13 protein-coding genes and 1 pseudogene are annotated in these 14,873 nt (G+C 70.2%); 3 read left to right on the top strand and 11 right to left on the bottom strand.

Features of this window, described 5'->3' with window-relative positions; translation table 11 throughout:
- Window positions 1–159 precede the first annotated feature (159 nt).
- Both D0D15_RS37105 and D0D15_RS20265 read right to left on the bottom strand, forming a co-directional pair.
- Window positions 160–343: pseudogene (locus D0D15_RS37105) on the bottom strand (transposase); the annotation flags it as partial.
- Between the two features lie 249 nt (window positions 344–592).
- Window positions 593–1,174, bottom strand: a complete 582-nt coding sequence (locus tag D0D15_RS20265; protein WP_094005279.1) for a DUF2867 domain-containing protein — start codon at window positions 1,172–1,174, stop codon at window positions 593–595.
- Here D0D15_RS20265 and D0D15_RS20260 point away from each other — a divergent pair.
- Entirely contained in the window at window positions 1,173–1,802 is a 630-nt protein-coding gene (locus D0D15_RS20260; RefSeq protein WP_233157239.1) for a TetR/AcrR family transcriptional regulator, read from the top strand. The two genes, D0D15_RS20265 and D0D15_RS20260, sit on opposite strands and share 2 nt — an antisense overlap.
- Before the next feature lie 56 nt (window positions 1,803–1,858).
- Here D0D15_RS20260 and D0D15_RS20255 read toward each other — a convergent pair whose 3' ends face one another.
- The 6 genes from D0D15_RS20255 to D0D15_RS20230 are packed head-to-tail and all read right to left on the bottom strand — an operon-like array spanning window position 1,859 to window position 9,533.
- Window positions 1,859–2,527 (bottom strand): TetR/AcrR family transcriptional regulator, encoded by a 669-nt coding sequence (locus D0D15_RS20255; protein ID WP_094005278.1) that lies wholly within the window; start codon window positions 2,525–2,527, stop codon window positions 1,859–1,861.
- 54 nt (window positions 2,528–2,581) lie between these two features.
- The gene (locus tag D0D15_RS20250) at window positions 2,582–4,129 is read right to left on the bottom strand and encodes a sugar ABC transporter ATP-binding protein (RefSeq protein WP_094005277.1); all 1,548 of its coding nucleotides are present in this window, start codon (window positions 4,127–4,129) and stop codon (window positions 2,582–2,584) included.
- A complete protein-coding gene (locus D0D15_RS20245; protein ID WP_094005276.1) occupies window positions 4,126–5,247 on the bottom strand; it encodes an SMP-30/gluconolactonase/LRE family protein in 1,122 nt (373 codons plus the stop codon). Before D0D15_RS20245 ends, D0D15_RS20250 begins: the two co-directional genes overlap by 4 nt.
- 9 nt (window positions 5,248–5,256) lie before the next feature.
- Window positions 5,257–7,458: an ABC transporter permease gene (locus tag D0D15_RS20240; protein ID WP_233157238.1), complete on the bottom strand. Its 2,202-nt coding sequence runs from the start codon at window positions 7,456–7,458 to the stop codon at window positions 5,257–5,259.
- Between the two features lie 21 nt (window positions 7,459–7,479).
- On the bottom strand, window positions 7,480–8,556 hold the full coding sequence (locus tag D0D15_RS20235; protein WP_094005274.1) for a sugar ABC transporter substrate-binding protein: 1,077 nt from the start codon (window positions 8,554–8,556) through the stop codon (window positions 7,480–7,482).
- 38 nt (window positions 8,557–8,594) lie between these two features.
- Window positions 8,595–9,533: an ABC transporter permease gene (locus D0D15_RS20230; RefSeq protein WP_115944659.1), complete on the bottom strand. Its 939-nt coding sequence runs from the start codon at window positions 9,531–9,533 to the stop codon at window positions 8,595–8,597.
- Between the two features lie 532 nt (window positions 9,534–10,065).
- On the opposite strand from D0D15_RS20230, the gene D0D15_RS20225 reads away from it, so the two are divergent.
- Together D0D15_RS20225 and D0D15_RS20220 are read left to right on the top strand one after the other, a co-directional pair.
- Complete coding sequence (locus tag D0D15_RS20225) at window positions 10,066–11,010, top strand: NAD(P)H-dependent flavin oxidoreductase (RefSeq protein WP_094005272.1); 945 nt, start codon at window positions 10,066–10,068, stop codon at window positions 11,008–11,010.
- Window positions 11,010–12,575: an AMP-binding protein gene (locus D0D15_RS20220; RefSeq protein WP_094005271.1), complete on the top strand. Its 1,566-nt coding sequence runs from the start codon at window positions 11,010–11,012 to the stop codon at window positions 12,573–12,575. The genes D0D15_RS20225 and D0D15_RS20220 overlap by 1 nt, the downstream gene beginning before the upstream one ends.
- A 4-nt stretch (window positions 12,576–12,579) precedes the next feature.
- On the opposite strand, the gene D0D15_RS20215 is transcribed toward D0D15_RS20220, so the two are convergent.
- The 3 genes from D0D15_RS20215 to D0D15_RS20205 form a co-directional block, all read right to left on the bottom strand.
- Window positions 12,580–13,443, bottom strand: coding sequence for a hypothetical protein (locus D0D15_RS20215; protein WP_115944658.1), 864 nt, complete (start codon window positions 13,441–13,443; stop codon window positions 12,580–12,582).
- Window positions 13,436–13,888, bottom strand: a complete 453-nt coding sequence (locus D0D15_RS20210; RefSeq protein WP_094005269.1) for a hypothetical protein — start codon at window positions 13,886–13,888, stop codon at window positions 13,436–13,438. Before D0D15_RS20210 ends, D0D15_RS20215 begins: the two co-directional genes overlap by 8 nt.
- Window positions 13,889–13,976: 88 nt before the next feature.
- Window positions 13,977–14,732, bottom strand: a complete 756-nt coding sequence (locus D0D15_RS20205; protein ID WP_094005268.1) for a DUF3592 domain-containing protein — start codon at window positions 14,730–14,732, stop codon at window positions 13,977–13,979.
- Between the last annotated feature and the right edge of the window lie 141 nt (window positions 14,733–14,873).

The raw sequence follows: 14,873 nt of genomic DNA, 5'->3' as shown, positions 1-14,873 counted from the left end.
GCCCAGACGGGCCAACTCGACGGCGCGCTGACGGAACTCAGGCGGGTGTGGTGCAGGCACCGCAACATCCTCCCCGGTAACCGACGGTCACCTCAGGTCAGGTGTCCGGGCCACAGGGCCAAGCTCATCGTTGGACGATGTTGCGGCGTGTGTGGCGTGGCTGGAGTGGCCCTTGTCGCCAGAACCTGCTCGGCCGGGTCGGCGGACGGCCGGGGCCTGGCCTGCGGAACTCGGTGCCTGCCATGACCTGCGTGAACATGGTGCAGTCGTGGACGTTGCCGCCGGTCAACACGATCGACAAGAGCCGTCCGTGACCGTCGCAGGCGAGGTGGATCTTGGTGGTGGGTCACGCTACGCCACCCGGGTCTTGGCCTTGAACAACATCCCCATTGATCACCCGGGGGGTCATCAACCCGCGGACGTCCCTTCGCCCCCGACGCCGGCAGCAATGGCTCGATCACCCGCCACTGCACATCAGCCAGCTCGCGCCTACGCACCACCCAAGAGCACACCGACTTTGAGGACACGCCCTAGTCCACCCCACGGCGCACAAGGTGCCCACCGCCCAGGAAGACCGCTCAGTGCCGCTGCTTCACCGCGCCAGCCACGCGCGTTCCCACTGCCGGGTCAGCGCCGGGTAGACGACGAGGTACCGGAACGGCGCGATCACGGCCATGTAGAGCCGGCCGAACCAGCCGTTGGGCTTGACGAGCACCGCCATCCGCAGTTCGTGGTCGCCATCCGCGCCGCGCGTCCAGCCGAGGTGCATCACGGGGTGCACGGTCTTGTTCGCCAGCTCGCGCGCGGCTTCCGTGTCCGTCTCGTAGACGGCCTTGAGCGGCATCACGTCGCTGTCCGGGCCGCGCGGGGCGTTGCGGAGGTCGGTGGGCAACCGGTCGCGGAGCGAGGCGACCCGGCGGCCGACGCCCGCGGATGGATCGTCCCAGCCCAGGAGCGCGCCGATCCGCCAGCGCAGGGCGAACAGGAACCTCGCCGCTTTCGGCTGGTGCGCTAGGCCACCTGCGGCGCGCATCGCGGCGAGCATCGCCGGGAAGTCGCCGGGGCCGGCGCCGGGGGTGCGGAACGACCACACGTCCTCGACCGCGAAGTCGCTGGTGAACTCGTGGATCCGCCACGGGTGGCCGGTGTGGGCGGATGCAGGCAGTCGGGACATGGCGCCACCTCGTTTTATACGGTGCCGTATAGTTGATCTGTACGGTACCGTACAGCAGCGAGCCGATCAACGGAGGTGTGCGATTCCCGCCGTCGCCCGCACGACACGTGCCAGGTGGATCGAGGCCGGTCTGGAAGCGCTCGCCCAGGGCGGGCCGGACGCGGTCCGCGTCGAGGCGCTCGCCGCCCGGCTCGGCGTCACGAAGGGCGGGTTCTACGGCTACTTCGACGGCCGTCCCGCGTTGCTGGCCGAGATGCTCGACGAGTGGGAACGCCGGTGCACCAAGGAAATCCTCGCGACGGTGGCGGGTGACGACGTGGTCGAGCAGTACCGGCGCGTCGGCCGGCTGAGCTTCAGCGAGGACCTGCATCGGATCGACCTGGCGGTGCGCGCGTGGGCCCGCCACGACGACTCGGTCGCGGAGCGGCTGCGGCGGATCGACAACGAGCGGATGGACTTCCTGCGGAAGGTGTTCGGCAGTTTCCTGACCGACCCGGACGAGATCGAGGCGCGCAGCACGCTCGCGTTCGCGCTGGCCATCGGGCGGCACTTCATCGCCGCCGACCACCCGAACCGCACGAAGCACGAGGCGATCCACCTGGCGGGCGAACACCTCCTGCGGCGGTAAGGGGGATGACGCCTCGCTCGAGACCGACCGCCGGTGGAGCGAGCTGGGCCTCCGCGTCACCGGTCGGGGACACCCTCGAGGTGTTTCGGGCGCTCGTGGATTCCCACCGTCATCAGGGCGATGTCGATGTAGCGCTGGGCGACCTCCTCGGGCGCCATCGGGCCGGTCGGGTGGTACCAGCGGGCTATGGACTGGCACATGCCGAGCAGGGCGCGGGCCGTCTCGGCGGGCTGGGCCACCGTGAAGATCCCCTGGACCGCACCGTCGGTGACGACGCGGACCAGCAGGTCCTCCACCTCCTTGCGGATCGCCGCGTAGCGCCTGCGGTTCGGGGCCGACAGGTAGCGCAGTTCGACGTCCAGGGTGGCCAGCTTGACGCGGTGCGTCATGTACAGCACGACCGCCTCGATCATGTTCACGAACTGCAGGTCGGGCCGGTCACCGGCGTCCTCCACCGCCGCGCGGGCCCGCCACGCCACCTCGAGCGTGCCCTTCTCCAGCAGCGCGACGAACACGCCCTCCTTGTTCTCGTGGTGGTAGTACAGCGACGGCACCGTCTGGCCGACCCGGCGGGCGATGTCCCGCACCGAGGTGCCGTAGAACCCGCGCTCGTAGAACGCCTGCAGCGCCGCGGCCAGCAGGGGGGTCAGGTCGAGCGGCTCGAAATTGCGCCAGTCGTCCCGCCCGCCCCGCGCGGGGCGGGTCTTCCTCGCTGCTGCTTTCACGCCTGTCCACCCGACTTTCGTCCGTCGCCGGTGCCTGCCAAGGTTACGCCCACCTCAGTAGATCGCGGCGTACATGATCTTCTCCTGCGTCGCCTCCGCGCGGCTGAACTCCGCAACCGCGCGGCCGAACCTGGTGACCAGGATGCGGTCCGACACGGCGAGGATCTCCGGCAGGTAGGAGGATATGACGATCACCGCCTTGCCCTCGTCGGCGAGGGTGCGGATCAGGTGGTGGATCTCGTCGATCGCGCCGACGTCGACGCCGCGCGTGGGCTCGTCGAAGATGACCACCTCCGGCTCGGCGACCAGCGACTTGCCGACCACCACCTTCTGCTGGTTCCCGCCGGACAGCTCGATGATCTTCGCGTCCGCGTTGATCGCCTTGATGCGCAGCTTCGCCGACCACTCGTCGGCGACGCGCCTGCGCTGCGATCCGGCCAGCAGCCACTGCCGGCGGCCCCGGCGGGAGGCGAGGTACCCGAGGTAGATGTTGTCGGCCACGGTCATCGTCTCGAAGAACCCGTCGAGCTTGCGGTCCTCGGTGATGTAGACGATGCCGTCGTCGATGGCCTGCTTGGGCACCCGGTAGCGGACCGGTTTGCCGTTGAGCAGCACCCGCCCGCCGTGGATCCGGTTGCGTTTCAGCGCGCCGGTGATGATCTTCGCCGTCTCCGTCCGGCCGCTGCCGATCAGCCCGGCGATGCCGAGCACCTCACCGGCGTAGGCCGAGAACGACATGTTCTTCACGACGTTGCCCAGGATCAGGTTCTCGACCTCCAGCACCCGGCGGCGCCGGACGTGGCCCTCGCGGGCGGCCGGGCGGTTCCGCGCGGCCCCGTCCAGCGACCGGCCCACCATGTACTTGACGATCTCGTCCCGCGAGGTCTGCTTCGCGTCCAGGCAGGCGACCCGCTTGCCGTCACGCAGAACGGTGACGCGGTTGGCGATGGCGAGCGATTCCTCCAGCGCGTGGGACACGTAGATGATGCCCAGGCCCGCGGTCCGCAGGTCCTCGATCACGTTGAACAGGTGCAGGGTCTCCTCAGGCGTGAGGCTCGCGGTCGGCTCGTCGAAGATGACGATGCGCGCGCCGGTGCGCAGGGCCCGCGCGATCTCGACCATCTGCTTCTTCGCCGCGCCGAGGTTGGACACGTACGCCGTCGGGTCGACGTGGAAGTTCATCGACTGCAGCAGCTGCTGGGCGCCGATGTTCAGCGAGCGGAACCGGGTCAGCAGCTTTTCGTGGCCGAGCTCGATGTTCTGCGCCGCCGTCATCGTCGGCACCAGGCTCGTCTCCTGGTAGACCATCGCGATGCCGTGGTCGAGCGCTTCGTGCGGGCGCCGGAACGAGACCTCCTCCCCGCCGATGCGCACCACTCCGCTCGAATGCTGCACCGCCCCGGCGAGGATCTTGCACAGCGTCGACTTGCCCGCGCCGTTCTCGCCGACCAGCGCGTGCACCTCGCCGGCCCGCAGGTCGAAGTCGACCTCGGAGATGGCGTGCACCCCGCGGTAGGTCTTGGTCACCTTCGCCATGTCCACCAGCAGCGTGCCGCCGCCTGCCGGGTCGATGTCGAGCTGGTCCACCAGCGACTGGCTCATTGCGCGTCACCCGCCCTCGTGATCAGGACCTCGTCGCCACCGCGGACCGCGATGAACAACCGGTCGCCGTACTGCTTCACCGACGTCACCCCGTGCCGCCGACCGCCGCCGCGGCTGTGCAGGCTGCGGAGCGGGTACCCGTCGGGATCCAGCCGGGTCACCAGGCCGTAGGACCGGGGCGGCGCCCACGGTTTGATCACGCCGAGCTTGCGGATCTGACCGCCCTGCAGGGGTTCCAGCCCCGAGTCGAGGCCGCGCAGCGCGGGGCGGATCCACAGGTCCGGTTCGATCGTGCGCATCATCTCCTCGACGTAGTCGCGCTGGGTGAGGACGAACTCGACCAGCTGGGTGCGCAACGCGAACACCGCGAGCCAGTACCCGCCGCCGGAGGCCGGGCTGATCCGCCCCGGGTAGCCGGGCAGGTTGTCCCGCAGCACGTCCGGGCGGCTCGTGTCCGCCAGCGGGTACCGCACCAGCCGGTGCGACCACGCCTCGCTGACGACGAGTGCGTCCTCGTCCGCGGTGAGCGTGACCCCGCTGGGGTGGGCGAGTCCGCGGGCCAGCACCGTGGTCCGGCGGGTCCGCGGGTCGTACCGCAGGAGCCGGCCGAGGGCGTTCTGCTCCATCAGGTCGCGCACCCAGTCCGCGCCGTGGTGGCGCACGGAGCCGTCGGTGAGGTAGATCGTCCCGTCGCCGGCCACCGCGACATCGGTCAGGCAGCGAGTGGGCACGCCGTCGGAGTCGGCGTCGACGAGGACCTCGGTGCCGCCGCCCTGGTCGACGCGGACGAGCCCGAGACCCGCCACGCACACCAGCAGCCCGCCCTCGTGGTCGAGTGCGATCGCGCCGGCGTCACCGGGCACGGTCGCGGTGACCTCGTGGTGGGCGAAGTTCAGGCCGTACCGCCGGACCACCTTGTCGGCCGTGGTGACGTGGAGCGATCCGTACGCGTCGCGCACCACGTCGTCGGGCTCGGGCAGCTCGTCGATCGACTCCTCGATGCGCTCCAGCGCGTCGTTCGGGGTCAGCCCGCCGTCCAGCGGCGGGATCGCCCGCGCGCCGGACCGGCCGGGGAACAGGAACTCCTTGACCAGTTCCCACGCTTCCACTCGTGGCATGGTTCCTCCTCAGCTCACCGACGCGTGGCGCGTCCGGCGTGCCTCGCCGGCGGCCGCGGCGGGGACCTCACGCACCTTGATCCGGCCGATGCGGTTGTTCTCCAGCCCGCCGATGTACAGGTAGCCGTCGTGCTCGCGCATCGACGTGATGGTGGAGTGCTTCTTCCCGCCCGGGTCCCAGTAGGTGTCGAGCACCTCGCCCCGCTCGGACACCCGCACCACGCAGCCGTGGTTCATGCTGGGGTAGAGCCATTCGTCGCGCGGGATGCGCTTCATCATGCGGCGGCGGAACTTCGGCATCCGCATCGCGAGGTCGTAGGCGGGGGAGCGCATGCCGCAGATCGCGACCCAGTAGGCCCCGCCGGAGCCGCGGTTGATGTTGTCCACGTAGCCGGGGAAGTTGTCCATGAACACCTCGAGCCGGCCCTTCTTCGGGCCGCTGTGCCAGTACCGCAGGATGCGGCACAGCCAGGTTTGGGCGATCAGCACCGACTCGCCGTCGTGGGAGCAGCACACCCCGTTGGGGAACACCAGGTCCGGCACCGCGGTGCGGGTCCTGCCGGTGGCCGGGTCGTAGCACAACAGACGCCCGTTGGGCCGCCCCTCGATGCCGTCGAGGACCCAGTCGGCCATCTCGAACCGGTTGGTGGCCTCGCTGAAGTAGATCTTGCCGTCCGGCGCGATGTCGAGGTCGTCGGGCAGGCGCAGCCGCGAGTCGTCCCGCAGGCGGGTCCAGGTCCGGTTCGTCTCGTCGGACAGCTTGCGGTGCTTGCCGTCGGGCGAGACCGCGTACAGGCCCATGCCGCCGACGCAGACGATCAGGTCGCCCGCGGAGTCGAAGGCCAGCCCCAGCGGGTGGCCGCCGATGCGCGCGAAGATCTCCCGGTCGCGGTAGTCCTCGCCGGAGAACCGCAGGATCCAGCCCTGCCGGGTGCCGCAGTAGATCCGGCCCTGGTCGTCGAGGATGACGTCCTCCGGCCCTTCGACCTCACCGAGACCGATCTCCTCGGCGTCGCTGAGACGGTCGTTGATCTCGTACCGGGTGCCCGAGCCGGGCCGCACGTCCGGCGGGGTGCCGTACTCGACGAGCGTGGGGTTGACGTAGGTCTTCTGGATCGCCTTGCCGCGGTTCTTGCCCCACTTCGTATCCAGACCGACGGCGATGATCAGCACGACGGCCAGCGCCGTCTGCAGCACCTCGCCGCCGACGTCCATCAGCAGCAGACCCTTGCCGAGCAGGCTGATCGTGGCCGCGCCGATGAACGCCCGCCACACCGTGCCCTTGCCGCCGGAGAGGCTGATGCCGCCGAGGATCACCGCGGTCAGCACGCTCAGTTCCATGCCCTCGCCGACGCGGGCGCTCGCGCTGCCCAGGCGCGCGGCGTAGAAGACGCCGGCCAGCGCGCACAGGGCGCCGGAGATCACGTAACCCAGCAGCAGCACCCGTTCCACCCGGATACCGGCGTGCCGCGCGGCCCGCCTGCTCGCGCCGACGGCGGTCACGTGCCAGCCGAACCGCGACCGGCTGAGCAGGATGTGCCCCGCGACGAGCACGACGAGCAGCGTGACGAAGCTGAACGGGATGCCGGCCACCTTGCCCGTGCTGAACCAGTCCCACACCGGGTCCATCAGGAACACCGTCGCGGTCTGCGCGGAGTAGTGCAGGTCCAGCAGGTTGAGGACGCCGCGGAAGATGATCAGCGTGACGAGTGTGGTGAGGAACGGCCGCGCCTTGAGGTAGGCCACGATCGACCCGTTCACCGACCCGAGGACCGCGCCGACGACGATCGTCAGCAGGATCGCCGGCACGACGGGCACACCGACGACGGTGATCAGCAGGAGCACCACGATGTTGCACAGCCCGAACATCGAGCCGACGGACAGGTCGATCCCGCCGGAGATCATCACGACCGCCATGCCGAGGCAGACCAGCGAGATCTCGGCGAGCTCGGTGGCCGAGGACAACAGGTTCGCGGTGGTGGCGAAACCCGGTGCGGCGATCGAGAAGAAGACGATCACCCCGACCAGGATCGCCAGCGGGATGGCGGGTTCCATCCACCGCTTCTCGAACAGCTCGGCGAACAACTGCTGCGGGGAGAACCGGTACCGCAGGTGGCGCAGCCGGGTGCCGAGGTTCTCGTTCTCCAGAACGTTGCGCTCCGGAGGCCGGCGCCGGGCGGGCACGGGCCGGACTTCCGTACTTGCCGTCATGGCGGTCCCTCTCGGTGCCGGTCAGGAAACGGTGAGCCCGTCGCTCTTGCCGTCGTAACACATGTTGGGCTGGTTCCAGTTGGTCTTGTCGATCTTCACCAGCGGGGTGTAGTCGGCGATGCGTGCGGTGCCGGGCGCCTGCCCGGACTGCAGGAGGTACTTGGCGATGGCGACGATGTCCTTGCCCTGGGTGGGCACCGAGTAGCCGTAGGACTGGTGGAACATGCCGTCGCGGATGCCCTCGCAGGTGATGGAGCTGTGGTCGGAGGTGAACACCTTGACCTGCCCGAGCTTGCCGGCCTCCTTGATCGCCGCGGCCGAGCCGTACTGCATCTGGTCCCAGAAACCCCAGCTGGCGCACAGGTTCGGGTGCTGCTGGATCACGGTCGCCGTGATGTCGTGCGCCTTGGTGCGGTCCCAGTTCGCCGCCTGGGTGGACACGATCTTGATCTCCGGGTGCTGGTCGAAGATCTCCTTCGCGCCCGCCATCACGTCGAGCGTGAAGCCGGAGGTCGCGTCGCCCTGCACGATCTGCACCTCGTGCGAGGTGGGGGTGTTCGCGCCGCACTCGTTGACGATGTCGGTCGCGATGCGACGGCCCAGGTCGATGGTGTCGGCGCCGACGAAGGCGTCCGACTTGTAGTTGCTCACCATGTTGATCTGGATGACGTAGATCCCGGCCTGCTCGGCCTGCTGGATGAGCTTGGCGAGGATCTGCACGTCGAAGTTGTGCACCACCAGGACGGCGGGTTTCTCGTTGATCAGCGACTGCACCGCTTCGGCCTGTTTCGCGGTGTCCCAGTTGGGATCGCGCAGGACGTAGTTCAGCCCGGCCGCCTTGAAGCCGGTCTCCATCTGGCGGTTCCACTCCTCCATGAGCGGGGTGCCCAGTCCCACCGGGACGAACGCGACCGTCTTGCCCTCGATGCTGCGCAGGGCGTGGTTGCGCAGTTCACCGGCGGAGGCGGTCGGCGGGATCTGGCCGCTGCCCGCCGACGTCGAGTTCGCCCTGGTGCCGGTGGAACATCCGGTGGCGATCAGCACCGCGGCGGCGCCGAGTGCGAGCGCGCGGACCGCGCGGGTACGAAGTGGACGCATGGGAGGACCTCCTTGTCCTTCGGTGGATGTCTGGGGTGTCAGTCGCCCTGGCGGACGGTCTCTTCGTCGCGCGGGTGCAGCCGGTTGTCCAGCACGAGGGCCGCGAGCAGGATGAGACCCTTGACGATGTCCTGCTCGTGGGTGTTCATGTTCATGATCGTCATGCCGTTGAGCATGATCCCGATCAGCGCGGTGCCGGCCACCACGCTCGCGACGCTGCCGCGTCCGCCGACCAGGCTGATGCCGCCGACCACGACGACGAGCAGCACGTCGTAGATCAGCGAACCGTCGATGACCTGGGTGTTGAGCCCGCCGACCGCGCCGGCGGTGACCAGGCCGCCGACGAGCGCGGTCGCGGCGCTGGCCGTGTACTCGAACACGGTCAGCGGCCGCACGGCGATGCCGGTGAGCGCGGCCGCGCCGGCGTTGTCCCCGTGGGCGTAGATGAAGCGTCCCCCGCGGGTGCGGGAGAGCATCAGCTGGGCGAGCACGGCGACGACCGCGAACACGATGATGGGGACCGGGATGCCGAAGACGGTGCCCTGTCCCAGGGCGAGGACGAACTGGCGGTCGCCGGGCAGCTCCGCGATCAGTCCGTCCAGGACGGTGGTGCGGGCGAGACCGTAGACCAGCAGGCCGGAGGCCAGCGTCGCGAACAGGGCCGGGATCTCCACGAAGGCGATCAGGAACCCGTTCAGCAGCCCCATGATGACGACGATGCCGAGGCCGGTCAGCAGGGCGACCGGGGTGCTGACCGGTGTGCGCATCAGCTGGATCGCCACCGCGGTGGCCACGCCCATCGAGGCGATGAGGGACAGGTCCATCCCCCTGGCGATCACCACGACCGCCATGGCCACCCCGAAGATCCCCAGTGCGGACACACTGCGGACCAGGTTGACCAGGTTGTCGACGTTGAGGAACCCGTCGAGGGTCAGGCTGAAGACCACGAACAGGGCCACGACCACGAACAGGACCACTTGCTCCTGGGAAATCCGGTTCGCGAATGACGGTCGGGACCTCGGTAGAACTGCGCTCATCGCTACTCCGTTGTCCGATGCGCGGGCTGTCTAGCGAGCACTAGATAGGATTGACGGAAAAGATACACGGGTTCGTTTTCCAGACAAGTCCGCGTGGTCCGCGGGGGCGAGTTACCACCCGTTGGGGTGAGGTGGGCCGCGCCCGTGGTGGGGTGGCGGGGTAACGCTTCGGCATCGCGGACCGCGTCCGGCCGGTGTCTGCAAGTGCTCCATGTCGAGCAAAAGTCCATGTCGGGCAAGGAAGTTTCAGTCCTGAATGGTCAAAGCTTCAACCGACTACGTGGTGCCGGCCGGGTTGTCCGCGATGCGAACTTGACAAACCGGCCGCTTCATGCCCTACTTATCGGGCGTTAGATAGACACACGAACGCGACCGGGAGCGGTGTGACGTATTCGCCGTCGCGCTGATTTCCTTTTGCCGATTCTTCCCTTTTCTTTTCGTGCCGATCAGTCCTCGCTCGGAGAAAAACCGCATGCTTCCTTCTTCCTGGGCCGCGCGGCTGCGGTTGCCGTTGATCGCGGCGCCCATGACGGCCGTTTCGGGTCCCGATCTCGTCGTCGCCGCGTGCCGCCAGGGCGTCGTCGGCTCGTTCCCGACGCACAACGCGCGGACTCCCGCCCAGCTCGGCCGGTGGCTGACCCACATCCGGGAGGCCCTGCCCGCCGCGGCTGCCCCGGTCGCGCCCAACCTGGTCGTGCACCGGTCGAACCCCCGGCTGCGGGAGGACGTGGACTGTCTCGTGCGGCACGGCGCCGAGGTGGTGATCACCAGCGTCGGATCCCCGGAGCCGGTGATCGGGCCGCTGCACGACGCCGGGGCGCTCGTGTTCGCCGACGTCGCGACCCTGCGCCACGTGGACCGGGCCCTGGCGGCCGGCGCCGACGGTCTGGTGCTGCTGACCTCCGGAGCCGGTGGGCAGACGGGGTGGAACAACCCGTTCGCCTTCGTCCGCGCGGTGCGGGAGCGCTACGACGGGCCCGTGGTCCTCGCCGGCGGCGTCAGCGACGGTGTCGCGCTGCTCGCCGCCCGCCTGCTGGGCGCGGACCTGGCGTACATGGGCACCAGGTTCATCGCCACCGAGGAGAGCCTCGCCGGTGACGACTACCGGCGGGCGCTCGTCGAGGCCTCGCTCGACGACATCGTGCTCTCCCGCGGGCCGAGCGGGTTGCCCGCCAACTTCCTCGCCGCCTCGCTCGCCACCGCCGGCCACGGCCCGGACCAGCCCGCCCGGTTCGACTTCCGGACGCTGCTCGAGCGACCGCGGGCCTGGGCGGCCGGCCAGAGCGCGCACGGCGTGCACCGCGTGCAGAGCGTCGCCGATCTGGTCGAGACGACCCGGGCGGAATACGCCTCGGCCCTCCGGGCCGTTCCCGTCGATCCCCTGCCCGAGGCCTGCGCGGCCGGAAAGGAGTTCTGATGTCGTTGTGGGGAACGCTGCCCAGCGTCCTGGACCGCGCCTGCGCGTACTACCCGGACCGGGTGGCCATCGTGGACGGCGACCGCCGGATCCGGTACCGGGAGCTGCGGGAGTGGTCCGACCGCGTCGGCAACGGCCTGCACGAGCTCGGCGTGCGGAAAGGGGACCGGGTCGGGCTGCTGATGCCGAACTGCCTGGAGTTCATCCCGACGCAGCACGGGATCTGGAAGGCCGGTGCGGCGACGGTGCAGATGCCGGCCCGGGCCTCCGCCGAGGACCTCGCGTTCTTCCTCGAGCAGTCCGAAGCTTCGACGCTGGTCTACCACTCCCAGTTCGAGCCGGTCGTCGGGAAGTTCCGCGGCCGGCTGCCGGGCATCCGGCGGTACATCCGGCTGGGCGGCGGGGAGGACCTGGCGGACACCTGGGACTACGGGATGGTGTTCAGCGCGGCGCCGACGGAGACGCCGGTCCCCGAGCCCGCGCCGGGCGACCTCGCCTACGTCGCCTTCACCTCGGGCACGACGGGCACGCCCAAGGGCGTCATCTACACCCACGAGGCCTGGTCGCACTACATCGTGACGGCGGGCCTGGAGATCGCCGACACCCGCCCCGGCGAGGTGTTCGCCCACGGCGCGCCGCTCACGCACTTCACGGGCGCGTTCGTGCTGCCGACGTTCATGCGCGGCGGGACGAACGTCATGCTGCCCACCCTGGACATCGACCTGCTGCTCGACACCGTGGCGAAGGAGCGGGTCACCGCGACCGCGGTGGTGCCGACCGCGCTGTACCTGCTGCTCGACCACCCGCGCTTGGCGGACACGGACCTCTCGTCGCTGCGCACGGTCGTCTACGCCGGTTCGCCGATCGCGCCCGAACGCCTGCGCCAGGCGCTGGCCGCGCTCGGGCCGATCTTCGTGCAGACCTACGCCGGCCACGAGCCCGGCTTCATGACGACGCTGCGCAAGGAGGACCACCGGTTCGGCACGCCGGAGGAGGTCGCGCGGCTGGCGTCCGCCGGGCGGCCGATGTTCCACGTCGAGATGAGCATCCAGGACGAGTCCGACCGGATCCTGCCGGTCGGCGACGTGGGGGAGGTCTGCACCCGGCAGGAGGGGCAGATGGTCGGCTACCTCGATCCCGCGCTGGACGGCGAGGCGATCCGCGACGGCTGGGTGCACTCCGGCGACATCGGCTACCTCGACGACGACGGCTACCTCTACCTCGTCGACCGCAAGAAGGACATGATCGTGTCGGGCGGGTTCAACGTGTTCCCGAGGCAGGTGGAGGACGTGCTGGCCCAGCACCCCGCGGTCGCGCAGTGCGCGGTGTTCGGCGTGCCCGACCCGAAGTGGGGCGAGGCGGTCAAGGCGGTCGTCGTGCCGAAACCGGGGTCCGACGTGGCTGCCGGGGAGCTGATCGCGCTGGTCAAGGAGCACAAGGGCAGTGTGTGGGCGCCCAAGTCGGTGGACTTCGTGTCCGCGTTGCCCCTGAACGCGTCGGGAAAGGTGGACAAGAAGTCGCTGCGTGCTCCGTACTGGGCCGGGCAGGGCAGGCGCATCGGCTGAGGGGTCAGCATCCGGGGGCGCGCGTGCCCGGTGGGCTGAACTCCAGCCAGAGCGTGTTCGTGCGGGGGAGGACGTACGTGGGGCTCTCCGGGCGGCGCCAGTCGTCCGGGACGAGGACGTACTGGTTGCCCGACTGGAGCAGCAGTTTGAGCCCGGGGTAGCGGTACTGGAACGCGCCGTCCGGGGCGGGGCAGTGCACTTCGCCCGGGAGGTTGAGCTTCTGGGCGCTGTAGAGGACCGCCGCGGGGCGGCCGGCGAGCGCGCGTTCGGTTTCGAAGGCCCGGCGGACGCCGACCTGGCCCGCGTAGTCGGCCACCGCCCAGAACAGGCCGAACGTCACCAGCGCGTACGCCACCAGCCATTCGGCGACCCCGTGCGCGGTCCACCGCCGCCACGCGAAGACCAGCAGCACCACGGCCAGCGCGAAACCGAGCCCGGGCAGCGCGGTGAACCGCCGGAAGGGCACCGGGTCCAGCGCGACCGCCAACGTCACCGCGAGCAGCGCCGCGCCCAGCACCGCGGCCACGGGCGTCGCCCGGCGCAGGAACGTGTGCCAGGCCCGGCGGGAGAGCCGGAAGCGCAGGAACCGGATCACGCCGAGCGCCAGGAACACCGCCCCGGCCAGCTCGGCGATCGGCAGCAGCAGCCCGTCCACCCCGCGCGCCAGTATCTCCGGCGTGGTCTGCCCGAGCAGCGTGTAGTGCACCCGGAAGTAGCTGAAGAACACCTGCGTGGTCAGGAACCCGAAGTAGTAGAGCAGACCGGTCAGCAGCGTCGCGTTCGCGGCCAGCGTGCCGACCACCCGCAGCGCGCGGGCCGGGCCGGCCGCCTGCCGCGGGCGCGGCGGCGACAGCCGGGTCCTAGCCACCGGACTCGGTGGTGTCCGGAGTGGACTCTTCGGCGGTGGTTTCCTCCGTCGTCTCACAGGGTTTCGCCCTGATCGTGATCGTGCCGCCCGGGAGCACCGGGTCCGGCCCGATGCTCGCCGCGCACTCGCCCCGCCCGGAGACCACCACCTTCACCCCGCAGAGGCCGGGCCCGCACTCCTCGCGCAGGGTCGCGAGGATCTCCGCCCGCGCACCCGCCACCCCCGCGAGCAGCAGCGTGCTGTCGTAGTCGATCGGGCTGCCCGGCACCCCGGGCGGCTCGCTCTTCGACGTGCGGGTCGTCGTCGGGTCCGCGCCCGTGCCGGCCGTCTCGGTCGTGGTGACTTCGGCCGGGCTGTCCGCCGGCTGCTCGCCCGGGATCGGCGACCCGCCCGCGCACCCCGCGAGGGCCGCGCCGATCAGCAACGCACCGTGGTAGCTCCGCATAGCTCACCGTCCTGGCGGGAGTTCCTGCCTATCAGGACGCACCCGGAGCGCGACCTGATACAGCAGCCGGCTCCTCCCTTCGGGTGAATCAGCGCGCGCGGGCGGGCAGCAGCGGTGTGCTCGCCCGTGCCGGGACGGCGTACCGGCTCTTCCCGCCGTCACGGGGGAACAACACGGTCATCCAGGTGCCTTCGCCGCCGATCCAGGCCGGCTGCGGCCCGGCGCTCGCGAAGCGCGTCGGCCGGCGGCTCGACAGGTCTCCGCTCAGCTCGATCCCACCGCCCTCGGCGTAGTTCGCGAACACCCGCCCGACCGGGGTCACCACGACCGACGCCGGGTGCCACCCGGTGCGGCGCACCGACCAGTACCTGCGGGCCCAGCTCGCCGCCGCGAACGCGGCGACCGGCGTGCCGGCGAGCCCGGCCAGCAGCGGGACGAGGTTCCAGAAGGACCGGACGGGATCGTCGTTCTCGTCGTCGAGGGTGCGGACGCGAGCGGGGTCCGCGGGGTCGTAGGCGACCAGGACCTGTTGGTACACCTCGAACCGCTGCCCGGTGCTGAGCTTGATCACCGCGGCGCGGCGGGTGTCCCCGACCGGGTAGGTGACTTCGATCGTCGCGTCTCCCCGGCGCGGATGCGGCGCCGTCACGACGGTGGCCGGGACGCGCGTTCCGTGCTCCAGCAGTTCCCGCACGCGGGCCCTGGCGAACCTGTGCCAGTGGACGGCCTCGGTCGCCAGGAGGACGGCCGCCGCGGACAGCAGGATGGCGATCGCCAGCGCGACGCCGGTCTCGCTGCCGGAGAGATCGCCCCCGATCGCTCCCGTCAGGACCACGCCGATCACGGCGACGACGGCGAGGCATGAGCCGGCGAACCGGTTCCGGGTTCTCCGTCGTCGTCGGACGCAATGTCCGTGGTCATGATCCCAAACTACTCACCCATCCGTGTGACTGGTGCCACAACCGCGGCGGAACTCCTCAGGGTC

Source organism: Amycolatopsis thermalba, assembly GCF_003385215.1.
GTDB lineage: Bacteria > Actinomycetota > Actinomycetes > Mycobacteriales > Pseudonocardiaceae > Amycolatopsis_E > Amycolatopsis_E thermalba.
The sequence above is the reverse complement of the archived record's forward strand: the minus strand, read 5'-3'. Positions and strand labels throughout refer to the sequence as shown.

Bases quoted from the DNA above. Each gene is read 5' to 3' on its own strand.
- D0D15_RS20245 (WP_094005276.1), bottom strand. From the start codon at position 5,247: ATGCCACGAGTGGAAGCGTGGGAACTGGTCAAGGAGTTCCTGTTCCCC.
- D0D15_RS20260 (WP_233157239.1), top strand. From the start codon at position 1,173: ATGGCGCCACCTCGTTTTATACGGTGCCGTATAGTTGATCTGTACGGT.
- D0D15_RS20225 (WP_094005272.1), top strand. From the start codon at position 10,066: ATGCTTCCTTCTTCCTGGGCCGCGCGGCTGCGGTTGCCGTTGATCGCG.
- D0D15_RS20220 (WP_094005271.1), top strand. From the start codon at position 11,010: ATGTCGTTGTGGGGAACGCTGCCCAGCGTCCTGGACCGCGCCTGCGCG.
- D0D15_RS20240 (WP_233157238.1), bottom strand. From the start codon at position 7,458: ATGACGGCAAGTACGGAAGTCCGGCCCGTGCCCGCCCGGCGCCGGCCT.
- D0D15_RS20235 (WP_094005274.1), bottom strand. From the start codon at position 8,556: ATGCGTCCACTTCGTACCCGCGCGGTCCGCGCGCTCGCACTCGGCGCC.
- D0D15_RS20250 (WP_094005277.1), bottom strand. From the start codon at position 4,129: ATGAGCCAGTCGCTGGTGGACCAGCTCGACATCGACCCGGCAGGCGGC.
- D0D15_RS20210 (WP_094005269.1), bottom strand. From the start codon at position 13,888: ATGCGGAGCTACCACGGTGCGTTGCTGATCGGCGCGGCCCTCGCGGGG.
- D0D15_RS20265 (WP_094005279.1), bottom strand. From the start codon at position 1,174: ATGTCCCGACTGCCTGCATCCGCCCACACCGGCCACCCGTGGCGGATC.